This window comes from Burkholderia sp. A9, assembly GCF_000801975.1.
This window is the reverse complement of record NZ_JSZN01000010.1, coordinates 115,442-140,322: the sequence shown is the minus strand read 5'-3', so window position 1 is coordinate 140,322 and position 24,881 is coordinate 115,442. Positions and strand designations below refer to the sequence as shown.

General features: G+C 61.1%; 17 protein-coding genes and 1 pseudogene. 8 read left to right on the top strand and 10 right to left on the bottom strand.

Annotation, left to right across the window (positions count from 1 at the left end):
- Together PI86_RS06250 and PI86_RS06245 are read right to left on the bottom strand one after the other, a co-directional pair.
- Window positions 1-222: aldo/keto reductase (locus PI86_RS06250; protein ID WP_039319890.1), on the bottom strand; the 222-nt coding region annotated here is incomplete at its 3' end.
- Between the two features lie 67 nt (window positions 223-289).
- Window positions 290-1,609 (bottom strand): GAF domain-containing sensor histidine kinase, encoded by a 1,320-nt coding sequence (locus PI86_RS06245; protein WP_039319888.1) that lies wholly within the window; start codon window positions 1,607-1,609, stop codon window positions 290-292.
- 325 nt (window positions 1,610-1,934) lie between these two features.
- Here PI86_RS06245 and PI86_RS06240 point away from each other — a divergent pair.
- Window positions 1,935-2,204 (top strand): annotated as a pseudogene (locus PI86_RS06240) (transposase); the annotation flags it as partial.
- A 228-nt stretch (window positions 2,205-2,432) separates the two neighbouring features.
- Here PI86_RS06240 and PI86_RS06235 read toward each other — a convergent pair.
- From PI86_RS06235 to PI86_RS06205, 7 genes are all read right to left on the bottom strand, one after another.
- A complete protein-coding gene (locus PI86_RS06235; protein ID WP_052319385.1) occupies window positions 2,433-3,344 on the bottom strand; it encodes a 4Fe-4S dicluster domain-containing protein in 912 nt (303 codons plus the stop codon).
- A gap of 10 nt (window positions 3,345-3,354) precedes the next feature.
- Complete coding sequence (locus PI86_RS06230; protein WP_039319886.1) at window positions 3,355-6,333, bottom strand: molybdopterin-dependent oxidoreductase; 2,979 nt, start codon at window positions 6,331-6,333, stop codon at window positions 3,355-3,357.
- A gap of 93 nt (window positions 6,334-6,426) precedes the next feature.
- Entirely contained in the window at window positions 6,427-7,341 is a 915-nt protein-coding gene (locus PI86_RS06225) for a VOC family protein (protein ID WP_052319384.1), read from the bottom strand.
- Between the two features lie 76 nt (window positions 7,342-7,417).
- Entirely contained in the window at window positions 7,418-8,158 is a 741-nt protein-coding gene (locus PI86_RS06220) for an OmpW/AlkL family protein (protein WP_052319383.1), read from the bottom strand.
- Between the two features lie 292 nt (window positions 8,159-8,450).
- Complete coding sequence (locus PI86_RS06215; RefSeq protein WP_039319884.1) at window positions 8,451-10,418, bottom strand: acyl-CoA synthetase; 1,968 nt, start codon at window positions 10,416-10,418, stop codon at window positions 8,451-8,453.
- Window positions 10,415-11,371 (bottom strand): fumarylacetoacetate hydrolase family protein, encoded by a 957-nt coding sequence (locus PI86_RS06210; protein ID WP_039319881.1) that lies wholly within the window; start codon window positions 11,369-11,371, stop codon window positions 10,415-10,417. The genes PI86_RS06215 and PI86_RS06210 overlap by 4 nt, the downstream gene beginning before the upstream one ends.
- 36 nt (window positions 11,372-11,407) lie before the next feature.
- Window positions 11,408-12,505 (bottom strand): VOC family protein, encoded by a 1,098-nt coding sequence (locus tag PI86_RS06205; RefSeq protein ID WP_039319879.1) that lies wholly within the window; start codon window positions 12,503-12,505, stop codon window positions 11,408-11,410.
- Between the two features lie 330 nt (window positions 12,506-12,835).
- Between PI86_RS06205 and PI86_RS06200 the strand changes: the two genes are divergently transcribed.
- Entirely contained in the window at window positions 12,836-13,921 is a 1,086-nt protein-coding gene (locus tag PI86_RS06200) for an AI-2E family transporter (protein WP_039319924.1), read from the top strand.
- Between the two features lie 376 nt (window positions 13,922-14,297).
- Here PI86_RS06200 and PI86_RS06195 read toward each other — a convergent pair whose 3' ends face one another.
- A complete protein-coding gene (locus PI86_RS06195) occupies window positions 14,298-15,014 on the bottom strand; it encodes a TetR/AcrR family transcriptional regulator (protein WP_052319386.1) in 717 nt (238 codons plus the stop codon).
- Between the two features lie 216 nt (window positions 15,015-15,230).
- On the opposite strand from PI86_RS06195, the gene PI86_RS06190 reads away from it, so the two are divergent.
- The 6 genes from PI86_RS06190 to PI86_RS06165 all read left to right on the top strand — a co-directional run bounded on the left by PI86_RS06190 (window position 15,231) and on the right by PI86_RS06165 (window position 24,875).
- A complete protein-coding gene (locus PI86_RS06190; RefSeq protein ID WP_039319876.1) occupies window positions 15,231-16,391 on the top strand; it encodes an efflux RND transporter periplasmic adaptor subunit in 1,161 nt (386 codons plus the stop codon).
- Window positions 16,388-19,561 (top strand): efflux RND transporter permease subunit, encoded by a 3,174-nt coding sequence (locus tag PI86_RS06185; protein WP_039319874.1) that lies wholly within the window; start codon window positions 16,388-16,390, stop codon window positions 19,559-19,561. The genes PI86_RS06190 and PI86_RS06185 overlap by 4 nt, the downstream gene beginning before the upstream one ends.
- Window positions 19,562-19,563: 2 nt before the next feature.
- The gene (locus PI86_RS06180; RefSeq protein ID WP_039319871.1) at window positions 19,564-21,027 is read left to right on the top strand and encodes an efflux transporter outer membrane subunit; all 1,464 of its coding nucleotides are present in this window, start codon (window positions 19,564-19,566) and stop codon (window positions 21,025-21,027) included.
- A gap of 105 nt (window positions 21,028-21,132) precedes the next feature.
- Window positions 21,133-22,476 carry a paraquat-inducible protein A gene (locus PI86_RS06175; RefSeq protein WP_039319868.1) on the top strand — a complete coding sequence of 448 codons (1,344 nt, stop codon included), beginning with the start codon at window positions 21,133-21,135 and terminating at the stop codon, window positions 22,474-22,476.
- Between the two features lie 51 nt (window positions 22,477-22,527).
- On the top strand, window positions 22,528-24,123 hold the full coding sequence (locus PI86_RS06170) for a PqiB family protein (protein WP_039319865.1): 1,596 nt from the start codon (window positions 22,528-22,530) through the stop codon (window positions 24,121-24,123).
- On the top strand, window positions 24,120-24,875 hold the full coding sequence (locus tag PI86_RS06165) for a PqiC family protein (RefSeq protein ID WP_052319382.1): 756 nt from the start codon (window positions 24,120-24,122) through the stop codon (window positions 24,873-24,875). Before PI86_RS06170 ends, PI86_RS06165 begins: the two co-directional genes overlap by 4 nt.
- The last annotated feature ends 6 nt before the right edge of the window (window positions 24,876-24,881 follow it).

The following is a 24,881-nucleotide window of genomic DNA, read 5'->3' as shown; positions in this document are numbered from 1 at the left end:
GTATTCGTCACGCGGATGGTTCGCGAGCGCGGCGCCAACGCGAATTTCCGACAGGCCGGCCCCATAGAACGGCGCCGTATCGAAATAACGCACGCCGCGTTGCCAGGCGGCTTCGACCGTCGCCAGCGCTTCTTCTTCCGGAATGTTGCGGAACATGTTGCCGAGCGGGGCTGCACCGAAACCCAACACCGTACCGGCAGGCAATTTATCCTTGATGCTCATCGTTTAACTCCATTCATTGAGTGAGTACGATGAAGTCTAGATGTCCACCACCAAGTCCGTCCAAGACTTAATTTATCTGAGTTGCGTCCCGAACGGTCTTAACATGCACGGTATCCCGCCAACCAGATTTCGGGCTGCCGCGACGAGCGCAAGCATTGCCAATCGACGGTTCAGCCTGCTTCCGCCAATGCAGCTCCACACGTAACACGGCACCCCGCGGTTCATTCACCCGCACGTGAAGCGGGCCGCAATGCGCTTCGACGATAGAACGGCAAATTGACAGTCCCATTCCCATTCCGGTCGCGTCGGTTGTGTAGAAGGGCTCGAAGAGCCGTTCGCTCCTGGCGGCATCCAGTCCCGGCCCTGTATCGCCGATCGAGATACACAGGTTGCGCGCCGTGCCGAGATACGTGGCGATCGCCAATTCCCGCCCCCATTCTCCGCCCCCGGCCATTGCCTCGATCGCATTCACCACGAGGTTCATGACGACCAGCTGCAACTGCATCCGATCTCCGTAAATATCCGGCAAGCCCTCTTCCAGATCCATCAGGACCGTCACGCCGTGCTTCGACGACTCGCCATGCGCCAGCGTGATGACCTCGCGAATGGCGTCGTTGACGGCAGCGTATTCGCATCGGGGCGGCGCTCGCTTGACGAGTTCCCGGAGCCTTGTCACAACGTCGTTCGCCCGCGTGCCGTTGTTCACGACACGCTCAAGCGCCGCACGCACTTCGTCAAGATAAAGGCGAGCGTTCTCGAGCGAAATGGCGGCTTGGGATGCCAGCAACTTCAGCACGGCAATTCTGTGCGCCGTGAACACGTTCGATGCCAGGCTATTCTCGAGATACAACAATGCGATCGGCCGCCCTTGACGAACCAGTGGCATGCATGCAACTGAATGGTGGTAATGCGATCGGCCAAAATACGGATCACCGGAAAAATCGTGGAGTTCCGCAGTGTCGTTGACAATCACGCTCTCTCGCGAGCGAATGGCATAGTGGATGGCGGACTTCGGCAACGGAACCGCATCGAGCGCCCGTATGTCCAGGCTGACCTGCGTGGAATCGCTCGTCGAGATTGCTTCGGCCTCAACCCTCAATACCGGCCCGTTTGCAACGACGAGTGCGCCGCGATCCGCACCTGCATGCTCAACGGCGGTTCGAATGACCGCCTGAATCAGGTTATTCGAATCGATCTCCCCGGATACGGCTTGCGACACCTTGAGGACCGTCGCCAGATCGAGATGCTCAACAGGCGCTTCACTGCACCTTGCAACTGCGTTGCCGTGAACATCCCGGACAAATTGCGGATAGCGGTTGTCGAGCTGCAGCACCTTGCCAGTCGAGCCCCAACGCAGATACGCACGGCGCGCGGCGCGCAGGTACATGTCCGCGATGTCATCCAGCTCCCGCGATCGGTAAAAACATGATGCCAATTGCCAGGCAATGGCGTCATGATGGACGAAGGCTAGGGGCAGGGGCACCCAAAGAAGTAGTTGTAGAGTCCATCAATTGATGTCGCACCAAGACAACCAATTCTTGTCGTTTCGACCACTAAACTCACGCCGACGACAAGCCTAAAGCTGACCAAGACACGCAATTCGTGTCGCGCTGATACACGAACGCTTAATAAATCGACGCTCTGGACCTTTTACCCACCTGTTGCGTGCTGCAAATGTTGTTGCTTACCCTACCCGCGACGGAGCGCGGGCAGGCGTGACCTGGCACGTGGCGATGAAGCCGGGACGCCGCCGTATTCTGGACAAAGGCAAGCCGCTTGACGCACTCATCGATCAAGTCGAGCGAGTCAAGGCTGGCATCCGGGTCAAGATCGAGCATCCGTTCCGGGTAATCAAGCGCCAGTTCGGCTACGCCAAGGTCCGCTATCGAGGGCTGAAGACGAACACCGCACACCTTATGACCTTGTTTGCGCTCTCCAACCTGTGGATGGCGCGCGGCAAGTTGCTGGCTGCTGGGGCATGAGCGTGTTCCTGGCCCGCGCCGATACCCGGTGCGCAGCCCGCGTACCGTTCGACGTATGCCAGCCAGCTTCGCTCGGGGGTGATAGGTTGGCATCGTGGCGCATTCAGCTCCCTATTCAATCGTCAAATACACTCGATTCCGTTTTGTGCAGAGCATCCCTAACGGACAGACTTCAAGTCGTTGAGTGGAATGGCTCTCCGTGCCAGGCATGCTCAGACGTAAAATCCGTCACGATGCGACGGAACCGCGGTTCTGGGATAACGCAGCGTAATGAAGTCCGTCATTCGCCATAATTCGTGAGGGCCGAGCGAGGCTGAGCTCGCCAAGGTAGACGCTTTCGCCTAATTCGCACTGGTGCGAAGCCTCCCCGTGTGCATGACGGATTTCGACTTTGTAGACGCCGCTACTCCTCGCCAAGCCGACAAACCGAAAATCGCCGAAGCCGTCCGACACGGTTTCGGCCACCATGCGATCGCCGCCGTACAGGGTCACTTCCGCACCCGCGACGCATTCGACCACATCTCCAATCTGCGCACTCACACTTCCTCCGATGAAGCATGTGTCCCAGCGCGCCAGGGCGCTGTACCACACGCGTGGCTTCGTCCCAAAGTTGGGCTGCAGCACCCTGAGGCCCTCGCGCCGCGCCTTTTCGGCCATCGACTCGTCGTCGAGCTTTACCGCTTCGAACACTTCGGTCGGGCACGACTGCTGACAACGCGGGTGTGACCAACCTTGATCGAGCAGATGCGCGTCGAAGATCCAGGTCTGCGGCAGTTGCAGTTCCTCGTTCCAGACGATCGCCTTGTACGGGCAGGACTTGACGATGTCCTTGCGCCCTCGCGCCTTGTCCGGATCAATGATGACGATGCCGTCGGATCGCTTGCGGATCGCATCGCCGCCGACGCGCATGCAGGGCGCGTCGTCGCAGTGATTGCACATGACCGGCAAGTATGTCGTTTCAACCATGTGGGACTCGCCCTGCACGCGGCGCAGGATGCGAATGGGGCTTTCGGCGCTTGCCGCAGCAGGCGCGGCGTACCCAGGAAAGTCATTGCCGACATGCTCGTCCCGCGCCGCGACGACGCAGTTCTGGCAGTTCTCGCATTGCCCGACCTTGATAATCAGGTTCCATTTGCTCATCGTGTGCTCCTCACGCTGCGCGACGGATCAGGAAAGCATCCGCGCTTTTCCACTTTTCCACCTGCACAAGACATGAATTCGGACTCATGCTGCTTGTACCTGCCGTCTGGGGCCGATCCGGGGTCAGCAGGTTCATGCAACCGCCAATTTCGACGTGCTCCCCGTCTAATTCGATCAACTGGAATTCAGCGCTCGCCTCGTATGACTTGACTACCCCGGCAGTAACCAGCGGCGATACGTCAGCCGCGCAGATCACCGCACCGCGGTCGTTGTAGACCTTGACGAGATCGCGATGGGCAATGCCGCGGGCCGCCGCGTCGACGGCACCGAGTCTCAGCAGCCAGAAGCGATGTCCGCCAATCAACGCACGATGATCTTCGATGCTGTTGACCGAGGAGTTCTTGCCGTCGCAGTGGGTGTGAAAACTGTAACGGCTATGCGTGGCGATCAGTTGCAGCGGATATCGCTGTGCCAGTGGAGAGCGCATGCCCTCCCAGGACGGGATGTATCGGTTCACCGCCGGCCGCTCCGGGTTGTCCGCTGTGTGCCGCTTCAGCAACTCGGGTACGAACTCGAGCTTGCCGCTGGGCGTCTGCAGGCCCATGCCGAATTTTTCGGCATATTGCGACGGCATCGGATGCGGCTCCTGCAAATCCTTGCGCCGGCCTTCCGCGAACCAGCGCATATCCACTGGATGTCGCAATTCCGGTTTTTCGGTCGGCACAACGAAGTAGCCTTTACGGCAGAACTCGCGCCACGAAATGTGATCCGGCAAATCCGACGAGTTGAAAACGCGCTTGACCCAGTCCAGCTCCCCGCAGCCCTCGGTGAACACGCTGCCAAGTCCCAGACGGGTCAGAATAGCGGTGAAGATGTCATAGTCGGAGCGGGACTCGCCCAAAGGTTCGATGCACTTGTGCTGCAGCGTAATCATGCGGTGATTGACCGTGTTGAAGCCGTGATGCGCGTAGCCACCGGAATTCGACCATTCGCCGATGTCCCACCGCTCCAGCGATGTGCATGCAGGCAGAATGATATCGGCGAACTTCGCCTCGCCTTCCATCCAGATCGACTGATTGACCACGAACTCGATGCTCGGGTGACGGTAAGCATCGGCCCAGCGCCCCGCTTTCGTGACCGTGCTGAAGGCAGAGCCGCCATAGCGATAGATCATGCGGATCGGCGAGTAACCGGGCATCGGATAACTGAACGGCGCGAACTGCGCTTCCTGGGACATGCCGTCCCAGAGGTAGCCTGTCGCGTGGCCGTTGATGATTGCATCGGGCAACTGCTGCCGCGGGACCATCTGCTTGACCGGATTCATCGTCAGGATGTGCGGCATGCGTTGATAGTTGTTCACGGCGTTCGCGGTCCACGCGAGCTCGCCCGACATCCCACCGTCCGCGTAGCCCGGAAAGTAGAAGTTCAGATCGTGCGGAACGCCGATTTCGAGGCAGCCGAAATTGACGCCCGGCTTGCCCCAACCCTGCATCGCCATCATCATGATCATGCAACGCGCCCATTGGGCGCCCGTCGCGCCGCGTCCCGCCCCTCCAAACCCCGCGCCCGTCATTCCGACGGCGAGATACACCTTCTTCTTCCCCCACCGCCGCGCCAGGGCTCGAACGTCCTTGGCCGGCACGCCGGTTTCCAGCGCCTGCCATTCGGGCGTTTTCGGCACGCCATCCGTCTCGCCCGTCAGGTAGGCCCGCCATTCGTCGAACCCGGTCGTCCGGTTAGCGACGTAATCCTTGTCGTACAGGTCCTCCATCAGCCATACATACATGATGGCAGTGGCGAGGGCCGCGTCCGTTTGCGGTCGGACCGGAACCCATCGCCCACCCAGCAACTGGGCAGTCGGATTGCAGTGCGGATCGATATGGACGAACTCGATTCCCAGTTCCTTTGCCCAAAGACGCCTCGGCGTACCTTCGAATCCGGCGTAGGCGCCATTCGTGCTTTCCGGGTCGCTAGACCAGAAAACGATCATTTCGGCTTCCTTCAGGCAATCCTCGATTCCGCCATAGCCGGACGGTACGCCAACGCGCATCGAGTTGCCGAAGTGATGCATGGCCCCCCAGTACCAACCTTCCCAGCTGTCCGGATTGGCGGCCACCCGTGTGAAGCCGATCAGGTTGGCAAAACGCGTCAACGCGCTGAGGTAGTAGCCGATATTGCCCCACTGGTGGTGCGACGACATGGGGAACGTTATGGCGCCCGGACCGTGAACACGCTTTTGCCGGTTGATCTCTTTCGCGACAATGTCCAACGCCTCGTCCCAGCTGATCGGCACATAGGCAGACTTGCCACGGTTTTGTGGATTGCGCTCGCCGTCTGGGTCGAAATCGACTCGCTTCATCGGGTGAAGGATGCGCTTGTCCGAATAGACGAGCGACTTGATCGCCAATGCGTGCGGCGCGACGAGGCCACGCCGTGGCGGGCTGAAACGGCGTCCACGCGCTTCAATCTCCCAGCTCGGGGCATCCTTGTTGTCGAGATCGACAGGCGTCACGCGAATGATGCGTCCATTTCTCACGTACACGAATAAAGGGCCGCCATTGGTGCAAGTGGTGTAGCGCTGCGTGCCGTCGCGCATGGGCGTACCCATCGGCAGGCTGATGGTTTGCATCATGCTCAGCGTTTGCATGAACCACACCAGCAACTCATCGTCGCCTTCAGTAACCACCTTGAAATTTTTCGCCGCATGGATGATTTCCAGGTAGTCCGGACTGGCGGAGAGAAATTTCAGGGCGGTGGCCACGTCCTTGAATAGCATGCGTACGTCGGGCTGCGGATGCCTGCCGGCACACGACCGGATGCGGCCGTTCTTGAACTTGATGACGCGACCGATGCTTTGATCCATGAGCCCGATCCACGCGACGAGATCGCGCTCCTTTAGCCGATCGCGATAGGCAGGGAAGCGGCGTGCCGTCAGGTCGAGGACCTTGGGCATGGCAAAGAGAATGGTCTTGAGGATCTGTCGTTTCACTTTTTGATCCAATGGGAAGGCTGCGCAGATGCAATCATCAGGGCATTACGGACCAGTTCCGCCGAGCGGACAGCGGTCATGTCTGGTGGTGGTTTAAAGACCCGGGAAAGCCGGGCCCCATTGCAACAATGTATTTCGTCCGAACGGATAGCTCAGGGTCGGCGAGTCGCTGTTGACGAGGTCGCCGTCCACGTAATGCTCCATGTGGAAGCCGGCGGGATCGGTCCAGTAATCGAAAATCTGGCTGCCGTGGAAATGGCGGCCGATGCCCCAGCGGTGCTTGTAGCCTTTATCGGCCATGACCATGTGGCCGATGCCCACGTCATCGATATCGCGACATTCAAAGGAGGCGTGGTCCAGGCCCACCGCCTCGCCGCCGACAATGGCCAGTGTGTGGTGATCGGTCCATGTTGCGCCTGTATCCAGGTGCATGAAGGCGGCCACGACACGATTCTCGTCGCCCTGGTAGATCCGTTCCGACGGCTGCATGCCGAGGGTGTCGCCGTACCACGAGATCAATCCCTGCGGGTCTGGCGAGAAGACGGCCACATGGCCAAGCCGCTGAATGTGCGACGGGTCGAAGGCCGGGCGCTGGAAATGGCCAGGCCGGTTCCTCGCATGAGCGTCATTCCACACAATCGGAGCGCCGCCCGACGGAACGACTGGGAGACGTTCGGCGCCGAACCCGAACTCCAGCCGTCGGCCATCGGGATCGGCCCCCACCGTGTACAGGCCTCCGCCCGGATGCGGGCAATCGGTCACGGGTGAGTCAAAGCGGGCCGCCAACGTATCGAGCGCGTCGCGCGAACTCACGCGGAACCCGACACCAACAAACGCCGCCTCGCCTTGCATCGAGACGTAAGAGAAAGGCGCGTCCCCGTAGCTGCGCAGATAAAGCGTGTCGCCGCCCTGTTGCAGATCCAGCAAACCGTAATCGACCATGAAATTGCGGACGGCAGCCAGGTCCGGGTGGCGAAACATAACGTATTCGATGTCTTCGATGAGCATGAAAAATCTCACGATTGATGCGTTGGCGGCACAATCCGCCGACGGGATTGACGTCTGGGAACGCTGGTCGTCCGCGCTAGAATGTATAGCCGACGTTCAGAAAGACGTTAATGGGTTCGATCCGGAGCGTCGACCTGGAAACGATCTGCGTTCCGGTTGCGGTCTGTCCGTATATGGTCATGTGCGTCTTGAGCGGGATGTAGCCGACAGACGCTCCGACCGACCAGTGTTTGGAAAGCGCGTAATTTGCCCCGACGTCGAACACGGGGTTCCACGATGCACTGAGGGTCGCGTGTATCGATCCGCCAGGACCAACGCTATTGGTGATGAACTGGCCGTTGGTTGCGCGAACCTGGGTGAACCACGTATAGTTCACGCCCAATCCGACGAACGGACGAAATTTCGACTGAGCCTCAAACAGGTGATATCGAAGCTCGATGGCGGGCGGCATCGGCCTCGTCGTACCGAGGGTGCCGTACTTCGCGAGCGTCCCCTTGCCCTGCAGATTGACTGTTAGTGGCAGGCCAATGAGTGTCGCGATGCCGATGTTGTCGGTCACGTAGTACTCGGTGTTGATGCCGAGCGTATCCGTTGACGACGCGTGTGCACCAGTGCCCGACAACTGCTGATTGACGGCAATACCACCCACGCTCTCCACGGTAAGCGGCGTGGCATTACCCTGTGGTGCTACGTGAAGCCACCCTGTCGACAGGGTAAAGCTTCCGGCCGATTGTGCATTCGCATTTCCAGCAAGCGCAGCCGAACAGATAAAACCCGCCACAACGGCAGGCCGAACATTCTTCCAGTAGTTCCTCACGCGTCTTCTCCTGCCTCATAGGCTAAATGGTTTTTATCGTCCACACGGCTTTAACGATCCGCCCTTTGATCCGGATCGTTGGATCGGTTCTCGTATCTTTAGACCGAATCCAAAAATCGCCCCACTTTGTTATGTAGGTATACTAAATACAACGATATGATTTATCCGAGTCCATGCTTTGCTTACTGTCTCCGCTCCGTGTGGAGTCAGGAACTGCGAACGTCTGTTATTTTTTTCCCTTCTACGCGGCAGTCACGTTTGACAAGTTGGCGGGCACGTTAGTGAACACGCATCACGAGGTCCTGGAACTCGCCGCGACAGCGATTGAAAACGCGAACGGAAAGCGTCCAAGCGCGGAAGTCGCCGATGATTCGAGTTCTGCGTCGGGAAGTTCGACGTGAACTGAAATCCCACGCAAGGCGTCTTCGACGACGCTAACGGTTGCGCCCTCGACGCCAGCTTCCGCGAGCGCCGACCGCAGGGCATCTACGGTTTCGATCCTCTTCAGCGCGGGCTTGAAGATCTTGCCGACGCCCGTCAAGGGCATCGTTTCAACGATTCGTATGCCTTTGGGGAACGCAGCTCGTTCGCTGATCTCGTCACGCAGGAACTCTGCCATTTCTGCTTCATTTGCCGTTACGCCCGGCTTGAGCTGGACATAGGCGACCGGCAGTTCGCCTGCGTGCATGTCAGGACGCCCCACTGCTGCGGCAATCTGCACTGCGGGATGTCGGTGCAGCGCTTCTTCGATCGCTGCCGGATCGATGTTGTGTCCGCCACGAATGATCAGCTCCTTCTTTCGGCCTGTGAGCCAGAAGTAGCCGTCTGCGTCGCAGCGCCCCAGATCTCCTGTATTGAGCCATTTGCCGCCATCAGCCAGATCCATCCAGATGCCGCTGTTTTGCTCTGGCCGCATATAGCCGATGAACACGTTCGGACCGGAGATCACCAGTTGGCCAACCTCATCCGCAACACAGTCCCGCGCATAACGGCCCGTTTCATCGACCATCACGGCTTTCATGGCCTGGCCCGGGAGCCGAAGGCCGATCGAGCCGACCCGCCGTTCGCCAAGCGGCGGATTGACGCTGCTAATGCAGGTACCTTCCGTGAGGCCGTAGCCTTCGAGGATCCTGATTCCGGTTCGCGCCTGGAAAGCACGCAACAATTCCATCGGCATCGGCGCAGCACCGCACAACCCGTATTCGAGCGAACTGATGTCTCGGCCGTCAACGGGCACGTCCAGCAGCGAGCCATAGAGGGTCGGCACGCCGCTGAAAAAGTTGATCCGGTAATGCGCGACGATATCCCAGAAGCGTTTGACGACGCCTTCTCCGCGATAACCTTGCGGCGTGCCCACCACGACATGCGCACCGCGTGAAAACGGCAGCAGTCCCGTCACCATCACGGCATTGACGTGGAACAGCGGCAATCCGCAGAAGATCGTCTTGCCCGGGCCAACGCTTTCACCGAGGAATTGTCCGGCGCTCCATGCATTGGCCACCTCGTTGCCGTGCCGGCGCATCGCGATTTTTGGCAGGCCGGTGGTGCCGCCCGTGCAGAAGCAGGACGATACGTCGTCCCTGTTCATCCGGTGTGGGGTGCAGAGCACCATGCCCGGCTCCCGTGCGACTGCTTCGCCGAAGTCGTGAATGGCGATCTGCGAAGGAACCGCGCCTCGCACACCTTCCTCGCCGTGCAACCTTGCGCATTCGTCGCGCTGAAGCATTCGGGCCGCAAATCGCTGTTCGCCCGGCACATGGTCAGCAAGGTTTATCAGCACGACATGCTTGAGCGACACAACCTTGTGCAAGACCGCCTGCACTTTCGGCCACAGGTCCGTGTCGGGATACGGCGCCAGTGTGACAATCACGCTGGCGCCTGAGGCATTGAGCAGCTCGCCGATCGCGTCACTCTCGAGCAGTGGATTGATCGCGCAGACAATGCCGACCGCCTCGCCTCCCCAGATCGCAAAGTGCGTTTCGGGCAGATTCGGCAATACATAGGCGATGACCGTGTCTCGCTGTACACCCAGTCGCGACAACATGTTTGCAGTACGCGTGATGTCGCGCACCAGTTCACTGTAAGTCCAGCGCTCCGGGTTCGCGTAGTCGTCCGTGGTTGCGAAGAACGAAAGCGCGGGTGCCGATGGATTGATGGCGGCGCCCCGGCAGATCATTTCGTAGGTGCTCGACGGAATATCCGCCGGTTGCCTCTGCGATTCGATAGCGAGGACATCCTGCTCGTTTGCAATGCCTTTCATGCGGCCTCTGCGACGACGACGTTGCGCTGGGTGCCAAGATCGATCGAGCCATCCTGGCTGACGATACGTGCTTCGACCACATCGCCATCCTGAAGGTACTGCGGTCGATTCGCTTGCAAGGCGAGGAAAAGACGCCATTTCTCCGCTTCGGACAGTTGGGCCGCGGCGCGTTGCTTTTCCGGCGACGGAATGATCAGCGCGCAACCGGATGGCGTACCCGTTGCGAGCAAGTCACCGGCATGCAGGTCATGAATGCCGGACAACTCAGTCAATGTCTCTGCCGGGCCGTAGACAAGACCCGAAGTGGAATCGTTCTGTCGAACCTTCCCATTGACGGTCAGCGTCAGCACGAGGTCCTTCAGCTTCGGCATGTCGTGCTTTTCGAGCAGGCAAAGGTAAGGACCGACAGGGCCAAACGTACGATAGCTCTTGCCCTTGTAGAACTGCATCTGTGGAATCTGGATGTCGCGCGCAGAGTAGTCGTTGACGATCACGGCGCCGGCAATGAAATCGTGCAGGTTCTCGTCAGTAACCGTTTCGCGGGACGTGATGTCGCGTTTGAGGACAAGACCGAGCTCGATCTCATAGTCGAGAAACCGTACCTCGTGTGGCTTCACCAGTTTCGAGTCAGCAGCGACGATGCAGCTCGCGGCCTTCGTGAAGATCATGTTGAACTTCTTGACATCCGGGTCCATGCCGGATTCGATCATATGCTGGCGATAATTCGCACCCTGGCAGATGAACTGCTGATTCGCCGTGACAGGCGAGAGCCATTGCACGGCCGACTCGGGAATCGTCGGACCGTCGAGTTCGAGCAGGCGCTCAACCGGATTCGCGGCGATAAATTCCGCCGTCGTCGCGAATTCGCCGGGAATAGGCGTGATGGCGCCGTTTCGTACCACGCCCCAACGAGCGTGGCATTCGTGCCGATAATGCAAAACATGCAGTGACATGGTTTCGAGCCTCTATTGTTCGGAGATGCGGGGGTGTCAGGCGAATATCTTGGCGAGCGCCAGCAGCTTGCTCACCGTTAGATCCGGACTGCGTCGGAGGTTGCGAATGAGGGCGGCCAAGCTCGACGGCGAGAGCTTGGGCTTGGTGAAACTGCGTGGCATAGCCGGCCCCCATTGGGCCATCGCTTCACGGCTGACCGCATGCTGGCCGGTGGGTGCGTCCGACGTGAACAGGTCGCCGTCGCAATAGTGTTCGTGCTTGTCGCCCCAGGGGTCTTGCCAGTAGTCGAATATCTGGCTGCCCAGAATATGACGTCCGATACCCCAAGCGTGTGTCCAACCTTTTTCGCGCAGGACGCGTTGCCCCATGCCGACCGCGTCCGCATCGATCAATTCAAAGGCGCTATGGCTGTACTTCGGAATGAAACCTTGCGCCAACGCGAGCGTGTGATGGTCGGCTGGCCGCTCGCCCAGATCCAGACGCATGAATGCGACGGCGGGTGAGCCGTCCGGGAGTCTCTGTACATCGCTCGGGATAAAACCGAAGTGCTGTGTGTACCACGCGCACGTTTCCTGGAAGTTCGCCAACTCGAGCACGACATGCCCTAGCTTGATGACTTCAGGCACGTCCGCCGGCGGGCGCTGCGTGTCGTTGATTCGTACTGCCGCGTCCACGGAATTGAATTGAAGCGCGTTTCGATGGGGCAACGGTTCAACTTCGCGAAGGCCACAGACCGCATCGACGCGAAAGCCCGAGGGGTCGGTCAACGTCACGCGATATCCGCCGCCTGGCCAGTCCGACGATTCCACCCCCGAGGCGCCGGGGAGCCTGGTCAGGGCATGCAGGTCCGACTTGCTATCGACCTGCAACCCGAAGCCGGCAAACTGTGCCTTCGTCGCGTGGCGAACGACATAACAGAACGGCGCCGGGCCCGTGCCGCGCAAAAGCAACAGCGCTTCGTTTCGCAAGACCGTTTGCAGCCCGAAGTCGTTGAGAAACCGCTCGGCCTGTTCGAGGTCGGGACGGTCAAAGATCAAGTACGACAACGCCGACGCCTTGGTCGTGGGATGGGGATGACGCGACGGTTGTGCAGTAGTCAATCCGGGAACGCCAAGATGCGCACTTGTCTCCACGCTCAGCTCCTATCGTCTCTATGGTTGCTCGTCCGATTCATTGCTCGGCTTGTTGATGACATTAAACTCATCGATGATACTTTTGTCAACTATCGCAAGCGAGCCCGTACTTGTGCAGCGACTCTGCCTGGGGTGGCTTTATCCTCGGATGCCGGTATGCACATAATTAAATATCATTGTCATAATTGATTGTTTTGTCATTTGCGTGCAATATATCGCACCTAGGGTCGACGTCGAGCCGGACGGTCGTCGTCTACCGATCCCGAGAAGCAGCCACGGCAGCCAAGCACGAGCCTCAAGATGTCGACGAATCCACCCGCAACGCGCGAGCTGCAGCAAGAGCGTGCGCGACCCAATTCCTACCAGCGGCAGGCCGTGCTCTGGGGTGCCCTCGCAGTCGGGCTCGGCGTTCTGATGTGGATCTTGCGTCCGGTGCTCACGCCATTCTTGCTTGGCGGCTTGATTGCCTACATGCTCCAGCCCGGCGTCGAATGGCTCGTCCGTCAGCGTATTCCACGCTCTCTAGCGGCGCTCGTCATGATGCTTTTGTTTGCGTCGGTCATCGTGTCGCTCGGGCTGCTCGTGTTCGCCGTCATCCAAAAAGAGCTGCCGGCGCTCGCCGCGCAAATTCCAGGTTTCACGGCAAAAATCAATGCGGGGCTGCAGCCGAAGCTCGCCATGTTCGGCCTGGACGGGTCGTTCGATTTGTCGAGCTTGCGCAACGTACTGACGAGCCGACTCGAAGGCGGCAGACAATCGGTGCAGCCTGCAGCATGGCGCTATGTGCGCACGGGCGGCAGCGCATTGGTTACCGTGGTGGGCAATGTCGTCGTGGTACCGCTCGTGCTGTACTACCTGCTCTACGACAGGCGTAAGTTCTTCGCTCGGATCGAAAGCCTCGTGCCTCGGCCGTGGCTCGGCAAAACGTGCGCGCTCGTAACCGAGATGGATCAGATTCTGTCGCAATATCTGCGCGGCCAATTGCTCGTCATGGTCGTGCTCGCAACGTTCTACCCGATCGCGCTGGGCCTCGCCGGCTTCGGCGTCGCATTGCCTGTCGGTCTATTTACTGGGCTTGCGGTCTTTATCCCGTATGTCGGCTTCGCGACGGGGCTCGTACTCGCGCTGCTCGCCGCACTGCTCCAATTCGGCGACTGGTACGGTTTCGGTGCGGTGGCCTTGATCTATGGGATTGGGCAAGTGCTCGAGACGGCGTTTCTTACGCCTCGGCTCATCGGCGAGCGCATCGGTCTGCATCCGCTCGCGGTGATTTTTGCGCTGCTGGCGTTCGGCCAACTGTTCGGCTTTTTCGGCGTACTGCTCGCGCTTCCTGTCAGCGCCATCCTTGCGACGGCACTGCGCGAGGTGCGCCGGCGCTATCGGGCAAGCGCGCTTTATGCGAATGGGCGGGGGTAGGCGCCCCACCGCCGCATCGCCTCCGAAAATTTTGCGTCAGTACGCCACACGAGCCGGTCACGCTCCGTGCCGCCCGGCGCCGGGTCTCGGAACCGGCACGATCGTCAGCGATCGGACGCCCTGCGCACCGCGAATCAACACACCTTCGATGTTCGCGGTCGCCGACGGCCCGCTTGTCAAGACCACATAGTTCGCTTCGAAAAACTCCTTGCCATGGTAAGCATGACTTAGGTTTCCTACGATACGAACGCGAGTTCGCAGAGGACGTCGGCACCAGCAGCCACAGCGCGAGAGCGACTGCAAGATGCCGAGAATCTTCAGCGCAATTCGTGTGTTGGGAGATGAGATCGTCCTGGTTACGCCCGTCCGCTCGCCGTCAATGCGGCGCTACCGGCAACGGCCGCCGCGCGACACCCTCGGCCTCGGCACGATCCAAACCCAACGCGTGCAATACGGCCACGGCGGCGCGCTCCGCAAGGTGCTCTTGCGCAACGTCTCGGTCCTGATCCCGTTCGGCCGGGGATCGGCCAGGTGGGACAACATTAAGTTCCGCGGCAATCGCCGCGAGAACGATGCCGGTCACCGACACATGGCTCATGAAGGGATCGGCCGCGACGAAGCGTCCGGCTGCAATACCCATCTCGCTATCGCGCCTCAACCGCCGACTCATACCGAGGTGCAGTGCGCGATCCGAAAATCCCTCGCGAATCAGGAAACGTCCCCAAACCGGTTCGCGCCGCGCGCGCATCAAGGTGTGTCGCACGCACACCGCGACCACTTCCGCCGGATCGGATAGACCGCTCACAAGCGCATCGAGCCGGTCGCCGAACTCCTCGATCACCCAATCGACGAGCGCCGCATGAAGCGCATCCTTCGATTCGAAGTGGTTGTAGAACGAGCCGAAGCCCACATCCGCCGCTTCCGTGATCTCGTTGATGGTCACGTACTCGAAACCTTTCGTCGCCACTAGGGCGAGCGCCGCCTCGAGCAGGCGAGCATGCGTCTCGCGCTTGCGCCGCGCACCGCGAGGTTCGCGCCGGTCGCCCTCGCCTGGGCTCACACCGTCCACCGCATGAGCATCGCCGACTTCCATGGCCCCTTGGCGGGGCCGTCGCGAACCGGGGTGCCCACCGTTCACCGGCGCGTTCGTCTCTTTCTTATCGTTCATCGATTCAGATCCACAAGTCATAATTGACAATATTATCATCTTAGACTTTAATGTCAGCACCGATCGATGCTCGTCAGTGAAAACCCTGACGAATGAATGGTCCCCCTTTCCTCTTGCTAACCCCCTTGCTTTGGAAACATCGTGAAACTCCCCGGTCTTGAAACGCGGTCGTCCTCGCGCCCGTCTTCCACTGCGTTGCCCCGTCAGGCGGGTCTTTGCCTCGCCGTTTGCGGTGCGGTCCTGCTTGTGGCTTGTCACACACGCGAACCCGTCGCCCCCGAAGTGAAGCCCGTCATCGCGCTTGCCGTGCATGCCGACGGTACGCCGGACGCCACTTCGTTGCCGGCCCAAGTCGAAGCGCGTTACTCGACGACGCTTTCGTTCCGCGTCGGCGGCAAAATTGCCGAGCGCCGCGTACACCTGGGCGATACGGTGAAAGCCGGGCAAGTGCTCGCACTGCTCGACCCCACCGACCTACGCAACAATGCAGCGAACGCACGCGCTCAGCTCGATGCGGCCGAGCATCAGCTCGCGTATCAGAAGCAGCAGCTCGCTCGGGATCAAGCGCAGGCGCAGGCCAAGCTGATTGCGCCGGCGCAGCTGGAGCAGACGCAAAATGCCTATGCAACGGCGCTTGCGCAGCGCGATTCCGCGTTGGCTCAAATGGCGCTGGCCGAAGACCACCTGCACTACACCACTTTGGTGGCGGACCACGACGGCGTGATCAAATCCGAGGACGCCGATACGGGCCAGAACGTCGAGCAAGGACAGGCCGTCTATCACCTCGATTGGAGTGGCGATGTCGATATCGCCTGCGACGCCCCCGAGAGCGCACTGAATTCGCTCAAGGTCGGCCAGACCGCAAAAGTCACGCTGTCGGCCTTGCCCGGCAAGACATTCGAAGCACGCGTGCGCGAGGTGGCGCCCAGCGCCGATCCGCAAAGCCGCACCTGGCGCGTGAAGCTCACGCTCATTGCGCCGACCCCCGAGATACGGCTCGGCATGACGGCTCAGGTGCAGTTCGATATGGCCCACGCGAACGACGGCGTTTCCCCCTTCGAGCTGCCGGCCACGGCGCTCTTTCACGATGGCGACAAGCCCGCCGTCTGGGTCGTTCAACCGGGCACCGACAAGCTCGTGCTGCGTACCGTCGCCGTCACGAACTACGGCGAGCGGACGGTTGAAGTCGCCACAGGCCTGCACGACGGTGAACGCGTCGTCGTGCAGGGCGTCCATACCGTGAGCGCCGGCGAGCACGTGCAGGTCGTCGCCCCGCTGCATCCTGAGGACTTCGCATCATGAGCATCGTCGACCGTGAAAAGGCGGGCGACGCCACGTTCGCCACCGCCCCCAAGGCCGAAAGCGAAGGCAAAGGCGGCTTCAATCTTTCCCAATGGGCGCTGCGTCATCAGCAGCTCGTGATTTACTTGATCGGTCTGATGACGCTGTTCGGCGTCATCGGCTACACCCATCTTTCGCAATCCGAAGATCCGCCGTTCACGTTCCGAACGATGGTCATTCAAACGTATTGGCCCGGCGCGAGCGCACGTGAAGTACAGGAGCAGGTCACGGATCGCATCGCGCGCCAGCTTCAGGCCGCGCCCTACGTCGACAACATCAAGAGCTATTCGCGCCCCGGCGAGTCGATGATCTTCTTCGCGATGAAGGACTCGGCGCCCGTCAAGGAAGTGCCTGAAACCTGGTATCAGGTTCGCAAGAAGGTGGGCGACATTCGCGCAACGCTGCCGCAGGGTATCGTCGGCCCGTTCTTCAACGATGAGTTCGGCGACGTCTATACGAACATCTACGCCCTCGAAGGTGACGGGTTTTCGCCCGCGCAATTGCACGACCATGCGGACCAACTGCGCACCGTGCTCTTGCGCGTGCCTGGCGTCGCGAAGGTCGACTACTTCGGCGATCCGGACCAGCACATCTTCATCGAGATTTCGAACACGCAGTTGACGAAGCTCGCGATCACGCCCGCGGAACTCGCTCACGCCATCGATGCGCAGAACGCCGTGGCGCCGGTCGGCACGTTCAACACACCCGACGATCGCGTATTCGTGCGCACGAGCGGTGCATTCAAAGACGTGCATGCGCTCGAAGACATGCTGATTTCGGTGAATCACCGTACGTTCCGCCTCGGCGACATCGCAAAGATCCACCGCGGCTATGACGATCCGCCCGTCACGCAGATGCGGACGAACGGCCATGCTGTGCTCGGGATCGGCGTCACGATGCAGACAGGCGGCGACGTGATCCGGCTAGGCAAGGCGCTCGATAGCGAGCGCGCCGAATTGCAAGCACGCCTGCCCGCGGGGCTCAAGCTCGTCCAGATCTCGAGCATGCCCGACACCGTCAAGCATTCGGTCGACGATTTCGTCGAGGCAGTGGCCGAGGCTGTCGCGATCGTGCTGGTGGTCAGCCTCGTCTCGCTGGGCCTGCGCACGGGCATGGTCGTCGTAATCTCGATCCCGATCGTGCTCGCCGTGACGTCGCTGTGCATGTATCTGTTCGGCATCGGCCTGAACAAGGTCTCGCTCGGCACCCTCGTGCTCGCGCTGGGGTTGCTCGTGGACGACGCGATCATCGCCGTCGAGATGATGGCCGTGAAACTCGAGCAAGGCTGGAGCCGCATGCGCTCGGCGGCATTCGCCTACACGAGCACGGCCTTTCCGATGTTGACGGGTACGCTCGTCACCGTATCGGGCTTCCTGCCGATCGCCCTCGCCAAATCGAGCACCGGTGAATACACGCGCTCGATCTTCGAAGTGTCGGCGATCGCGCTCATCGTTTCATGGTTCGCCGCCGTCGTGCTCGTTCCGCTGCTCGGTTATCACCTGCTCCCCGAACGCAAGGCGGGCGAGCACGATGGCCACGGCCACGACGATGATATCTACAACACGGGTTTCTATCGCCGCATGGGCGGCTGGGTGGCCTGGTGCATCGAGCACCGTTGGTTGGTGCTGGGCGTAACGGCCATCGCATTCGCCGTCGCCATGGCGGCCTTCACTCGCGTGCCCAAGCAGTTCTTCCCGAACTCGGAGCGCCCCGAGTTGCTCGTCGATATGCGCCTGCCCGAGGGGGCTTCATTCGCCGCGACGCTGTGTGAAGCACAACGCCTCGAGCAGACCCTGCACGGCCGCCCCGAAATCGATCGCGTCGTCGACTTCGTCGGCACCGGCGCGCCCCGCTTCTATCTGCCACTCGACCAGCAATTGCAGCAGCCGAACTTCGCGCAATTCGTCATCACGGCAAAGGACGTCAAAGAACGGGAAAAGCTCCTGAAATGGCTCGACGCCTCGCTCGAGAATCAGTTCCCCGGCGTACGAACACGTGTGGCGCGACTCGAGAACGGGCCGCCCGTCGGTTATCCGATTCAATTCCGCGTGAGCGGCGACAACATCACGACGGTGCATGACATCGCACAGAAGGTGGCCGACAAGGTACGTGCCGACGCACGCACACGCAATGTGCAGTTCGACTGGGATGAGCCGGAAGAGCGCTCCCTATCGTTCCAAATCGACCAGAACCGGGCTCGTCAACTCGGTGTGACCTCGCAGGATGTATCGAACTTCCTCGCCATGACGCTTTCCGGCTACACGGTGACGCAGTACCGCGAGCGCGACAAATTGATCGACGTCGATCTGCGCGCACCCAAGAGCGAGCGCGTCGATCCCTCGCAACTCACGAGCCTGGCCGTTCCGACACCCAGCGGCCCCGTGCCGCTCGGCACGCTCGGTCATGTGCGCACGGCGCTCGAGTACGGCGTGATTTGGGAACGCGATCGGCAGCCGACCATCACGGTGCAAGCCGACGTTCGTGGCGATGCGCAAGGTATCGACGTCACGCACGACGTCGACCGGCAACTGAGCCAGCTTCGCGCGCAACTGCCGATCGGCTATCGCATCGTGGTCGGCGGCTCGGTCGAGGAAAGCATGAAGGGCCAGACGTCGATCAATGCCGAAATGCCGATCCTCATCATCGCGGTGCTAACCCTGCTCATGATCCAACTACAGAGCTTCTCGCGCACGCTCATCGTCGTGCTGACCGCACCGCTCGGCTTGATCGGCGTCGTGGCCGCGCTGCTGCTGCTCGGCGAACCGTTCGGGTTCGTCGCCATGCTCGGCGTGATCGCGATGTTCGGCATCATCATGCGTAATTCGGTGATCCTCGTCGATCAGATCGAGCAGGACATCGCGTCCGGCCATCCCCGTTTCGATGCAATCGTCGGTGCGACCGTCAGGCGCTTCCGTCCGATCATGCTCACGGCCGCCGCTGCGGTGCTGGCATTGATTCCGCTCCTTCGTTCCGGCTTCTTTGGCCCGATGGCTACCTCGCTCATGGGCGGCATCACGATCGCCACGGTGCTCACGCTGTTCTTCCTGCCGGCCCTTTATGCGACTTCCTTCCGTGTTCGCCGCGACGAGCGCGAACCGCAACAGAGCGTCGTCGAACACGCGGAGATCTGACCATGCAACTTGCCATCAAGACAGCCGTTATCGCCGTGTTCGCGGCACTTGCAGCGAGCGCCTGTTCGTTAGGCCCGAGCGGTACGCCACCCGCGATGCCGTCGCCCGCGCATTATGGGGCACAGCCGCAACCTCAGCAGACCGTCGCGGCGGGAGGTACGGCGCAACATTTCGATGTCGGCGCAACGTCAGTCCCGCAATGGTGGACGCTGTACCGCTCCGACGCGCTCGATGCGCTTGTCGAAGAAGGGCTGCGCAACAACCCGACACTCTCCGCCACGCAGAGGTCGCTGAATGCCGCGCAGCAGGAACTGCGTGCCCAGATCGGTGCTTCGACGTTGCCGTCGATCGACGCGGGTGCGCAGGTCGAGCGTACGCGTTCGCCCGTCGTCCCCGGCATCGGTCCAAGCACCGAACGCTACAACGTCTTCGTCGGTCAGTTGCAGGCGCAGTACAACTTCGATCTGTTCGGCGCTGTTCGCTACGGGAACAAGGCCAGCGCGGCTCGCGTCGACGTGCAGGCGTACGAACTCGACGCAGCGCGCCGCGCGCTCGCCGCGAACATCGTCGGCACCGCCATCAATGCCGCGGCGCTCGATCGTCAGATCGCGCTCACCGAACGTCTGGTAACGCTCGCCGGCGATACGGCGCGCGACGATGCGCACCGTCAAGCGCTCGGCTCGGTCTCGCATGCGCAGGCACTCGCGTCCGCGCGGCAGGCCGCCGCGCTCGCCGCTACCCTCCCGCCGCTGCGCCAGCAGCGCGCGAGCACCGTCCACGCGCTGGCCGTTCTGCTGGGCCGAACACCGGATGCGGCGCCTGGCGTCCCCGATCTGGATAGCCTTTCGCTGCCTGAGCGCCTACCGGTCGCCGTACCGGCGCAGTTGCTTCGCTCGCGTCCGGATATTCAAGCCGCCGAAGCCGCCATGCAGGCGGCCGCGGCCGATGTCGGTCAAGCGACGGCACAGCTTTTCCCGAGCCTATCGCTGACGGCCTCGATGGGCCGCGCCGGATTCAGTTGGCCAGCCCTGCTCTCCGGCGCCGGCGGCATATGGGCGATCGGTGCAAGCGCTGCGCAACCGATCTTCCATGGCGGCGCCTTGCTGGCGCATCGGCGTGCAACGAAGGAGGCGTATGAGGCAGCGGTTCTGCACTACAAATCGACAGTCTTGTCCGCCTTCGAGAACGTCGCCGATTCGCTCGCCGCGCTCGAAAACGATGCGCAGACGCTCGCATCGATCGAAAGCGAGGCTCGCTCGGCGCATGAACTGTTCGACGAAACGAGTTCGCGTTATCGGCTCGGGTCCTTGCCGATATCGGCGGCTCAAGCTAGCGAACAGCAGTTTCTGACTGCACAGCTCGACGCGGTTCGCGCGCAGAGCCAACGGCTCGGCGATACCGCCGCGCTGTTTCAAGCGATGGGCGAATTGCCGCCCGAGCCAGGGAAGTCGGCGTCGCGCGATTGATTCGCGCTCGTTCGCTCCATTTGCGATCGGGCGGGCCGGCACGCGAGAAGCAGGCCGCCCCGCCACGATCGGTCATCCATATTCGTCCGTTCGATTTTCTTTTATATGGAACATCGAGATTTGATTGCCTGTCACGAGTGCGACTCTCTCTTTCGCAAGCCGCCGCGTCTGCGCGGTTTGGTTGCGCACTGCTCGTCTTGCGGCGCAAGCATAAAAGGGGTGCGCCACGCGGGTCTGACGCTCGAGAAGGTCTGCGCGGTCACGGTCGCCGCACTTATCACGTTCTTGATCGCGCAGGCGTTCCCGGTACTCGCGCTGGAAACCAATGGCCTGACGTCGCACGCCACGCTTTTTGAAGCCGTGCAGGCGCTGTGGAAAGGCCATATGCATGTCGTCGCAGCGATGGTCTTTTGCACGACGATGCTGTTCCCGTTGTTCGAACTCGTCGCCCTGCTCTATCTATTGCTACCGCTGCGTGCGGGCCGTGTACCGCGCGCCTTCGACGCTGTGCTGCGCCTCGTTCAATTCGTGCGTCCGTGGGGCATGACCGAGGTTTTCATGCTCGGGGTGCTCATTACGATCGTGAAGATGGTGAGTCTCGCGCGAGTCATCCCGGGAACGTCGCTGTTCGCATTCGGCGCGTTGACGCTGATGTTTTGCGTGATCGCTGCTTTCGACCCGTGCATGCTATGGGAGATTCGCGAAGAGGTCATGAATCGGGGCGGCGCTCGCGCCGGGCTGCCCCGTCGGCGTAACAAGCAGCGTAACGCACAAGGCGGCGCTGTGCCGGCTATTCAGCCAGCAACCGCCTCCGTCACCGCCAAGCACGCCGGGTTCATCGCCTGTCACTGCTGCGGGCTCGTTCACTCGCGCAGCGCGCAAGCATCCGATTCACACTGTGTTCGGTGCCACTCACCGCTGCACGAGCGCCGCCCCGACAGCGTTACCCGTACGTTCGGGCTTCTTCTTGGCGCCGCTTTGCTCTATATCCCGGCGAACCTTTTGCCGATCATGCACACCTCGTCGTTGGGCCGCGCCGAGGACGACACGATCCTCGGTGGCATCGCCTACTTCTGGCGTTCGGGGGACTGGCCGCTTGCGGTGATCGTGTTCGTCGCCAGTGTCATGGTGCCGATGCTCAAGCTCGCCATTCTCACGCTGCAAACCGTCGCCGCCTATCGCGGTTCCGATTGGCAGCCGCTCGAGCGCGCCAAGCTCTACCGCATGGTGGAACGCGTCGGGCGCTGGTCGATGCTCGACGTATTCGTCGTGTCGCTCACTGTGGCACTCGTGCATTTCGGATCGCTCGCGCAGATCACCGCGGGACCGGGGGCTTTGGCGTTCGGTTCGGTCGTGGTGCTGACTATGCTCGCATCGAACGAGTTTGATCCGCGCCTGATCTGGGACAACGTCCGGCGCCGGCCGGCAGGCTCTCCCGCACGATCGTAATCGCCGCGTACCTTCCGGCTTCGACAACCCTTCATTCGATTCTTTCCAGCGATGCAAATCCCTGACTTACCGCATCCGGAGATCAAGCCTCGCAGCCGCTGGCTTCCTTCTCTGGTATGGCTGATTCCCTTGATCTCGGCGCTGATCGGTATCGCGCTTCTCACGAAATCCATCACCGATGAAGGGCCGACCGTCACCGTGATCTTCAATAACGCCGAAGGGCTGGAGGCGGGCAAAACGAAGGTCAAGTACAAGGATGTCGAGATCGGCACCGTGCGCACTATCGCGCTATCGGACGATCTTCGTCATGTCCGTGTCAAGATCCAACTCGACAAGGAAGCCGAAAAGTTCGCCACCGAGGGATCGCGATTCTGGGTGGTGCGTCCGCGCGTCGGCGCGAGCGGCATATCCGGCCTTGGCACATTGCTGTCCGGCGCGTATATCGGCGCCGACATTGGCCGCTCGACCCTGCGCAAAACAGCCTTCACCGGTCTCGAGAATCCTCCGATCGTGACCGCCGATCAGCAGGGACATCAATACACGCTGCGAGGAGATTCGCTCGGCTCGCTTGATATCGGTGCACCCATCTTCTACCGAAGGATTCAAGTCGGCCAAGTCGTCGGTTTTTCACTCGCCCCCAAGGGATCGGGCGTGATCGTCAACGTGTTCGTCAATGCGCCGTACGACAGGTACGTCGGGAGCGACACGCGGTGGTGGCACGCGAGCGGCGTGGATCTGCGCCTCGACTCAGGCGGACTCAAGCTCAACACGCAATCGCTTGCCACCGTCATCATGGGGGGGCTGGCCTTCGAAGCGCCGCCTGGACAAGATGCGGGCCCACAAGCCGCCGACGGCGCGACGTTCAGGCTCGCGTCGGACGAAACCGACGCCATGCGAGAGCCGGACGGCGCACCGCTCTATGTCGTCATGCATTTCAACCAGTCGCTGCGCGGACTATCTGTCGGCGCACCGGTGGATCTGCGCGGCATCACGCTCGGTCAAGTGACGAAAATTGGTCTCGAGTACGACGAAAAGGCTCAGAACTTCAGCATGGAAGTGACCATGGCGCTCTATCCCGACAGGCTCAGCCGCCGTTCGAACACGTCGCTGCCTGCGCCGAATAGCCAGGGCGGGCACGACATGCTGCAACACCTCGTCATGCAGGGGCTGCGCGGCCAATTGCGAACCGGCAACCTGCTCACTGGCCAGCTTTATGTGGCACTCGACATGTTCCCGCATGCAGCGCACGCGACGGTCGATCTGCGCAACATGCCGATCGAGCTGCCCACCGTGCCGAATACGCTCGATGAACTGCAAGTGCAGATTGCCGAAATCGCCAAGAAGCTCAATCAAGTTCCGTTCGACAAGATCGGGGCGAATCTGAACGGCACGCTGGAAAGCGCGAATCGCCTCTTCGGTCAGCTCAACACGGAAGTCGTTCCGCAAGCGCAATCCACGCTGGCATCCGCCCAGAAAACGTTCGACGCGGCACAAGCGACCCTTGGACAAGATTCGCCGATGCAAGCGGACGTTCACGGGGCGATGCAGGAATTGACGCGCACGTTGCAGTCTCTGAACGCGCTCGCGGACTACCTGGAACGCCATCCCGAAGCACTCGTGTTCGGTAAGAAAGGGGATCGTCAATGATGTTCAACCTATTGCATCGGCGCAGCGCCGCCATTCGAGTGCTTGCAGTGGCGAGTGCGCTTGCGCTATCCGCCTGCGCCTCGTCACCGCCGAGTCGGTTTTATACGCTGGCTCCGAGTGTGCGTGCCGCGGCCGCCTCGAGCGTTTCCAGTTCCGCAGCCTTGATCGACGTTCAGTCCGTCAGCGTGCCGGCCGAGGTTGACCGCAATCAGCTGGTCGTCAGGGTCAGCGAGACGCAGGTTGAAGTGCTCGAAAACGAACGCTGGGCGTCGCCATTGAACGATGAAATTCGCACGGCCCTATCGATCGCAGTGACACAACAGTTGAGCGACTTCAACGCTCGCCAGCCAAAGCAAAAAGGCGATGCGCCCGTCTATCGCATTGCCGTCCACGTGCAGCGTTTCGAGTCGTGGCCCGATGCGCGGGTGGTCATCGATGCGGTCTGGAGTATTCGCCCGCCGGGAGAGGTCGTTGGAAAGCTGACTTGCCGCAGCACGGTCGTCGAGCCTGTAACCGCCGGTTACGACGCACTGGCGGACGGTCATCGTCGCGCGCTGACGACCATTGCGGGACATCTGGCGGCGACCGTTCGCATCCTCGACTCTGCCGCGGGCGGGTCGACCATGACGCCGACAAGCCGTTCATCGAATCCGGCGCCGACAGTCCATTGTCCATTACCCGCGACCAACGTCGCAAACTACGTCGTACCGACTTCGGGATCGAATGCAGCCCGTTCGGGGTTCGCGGAATGAACCGCT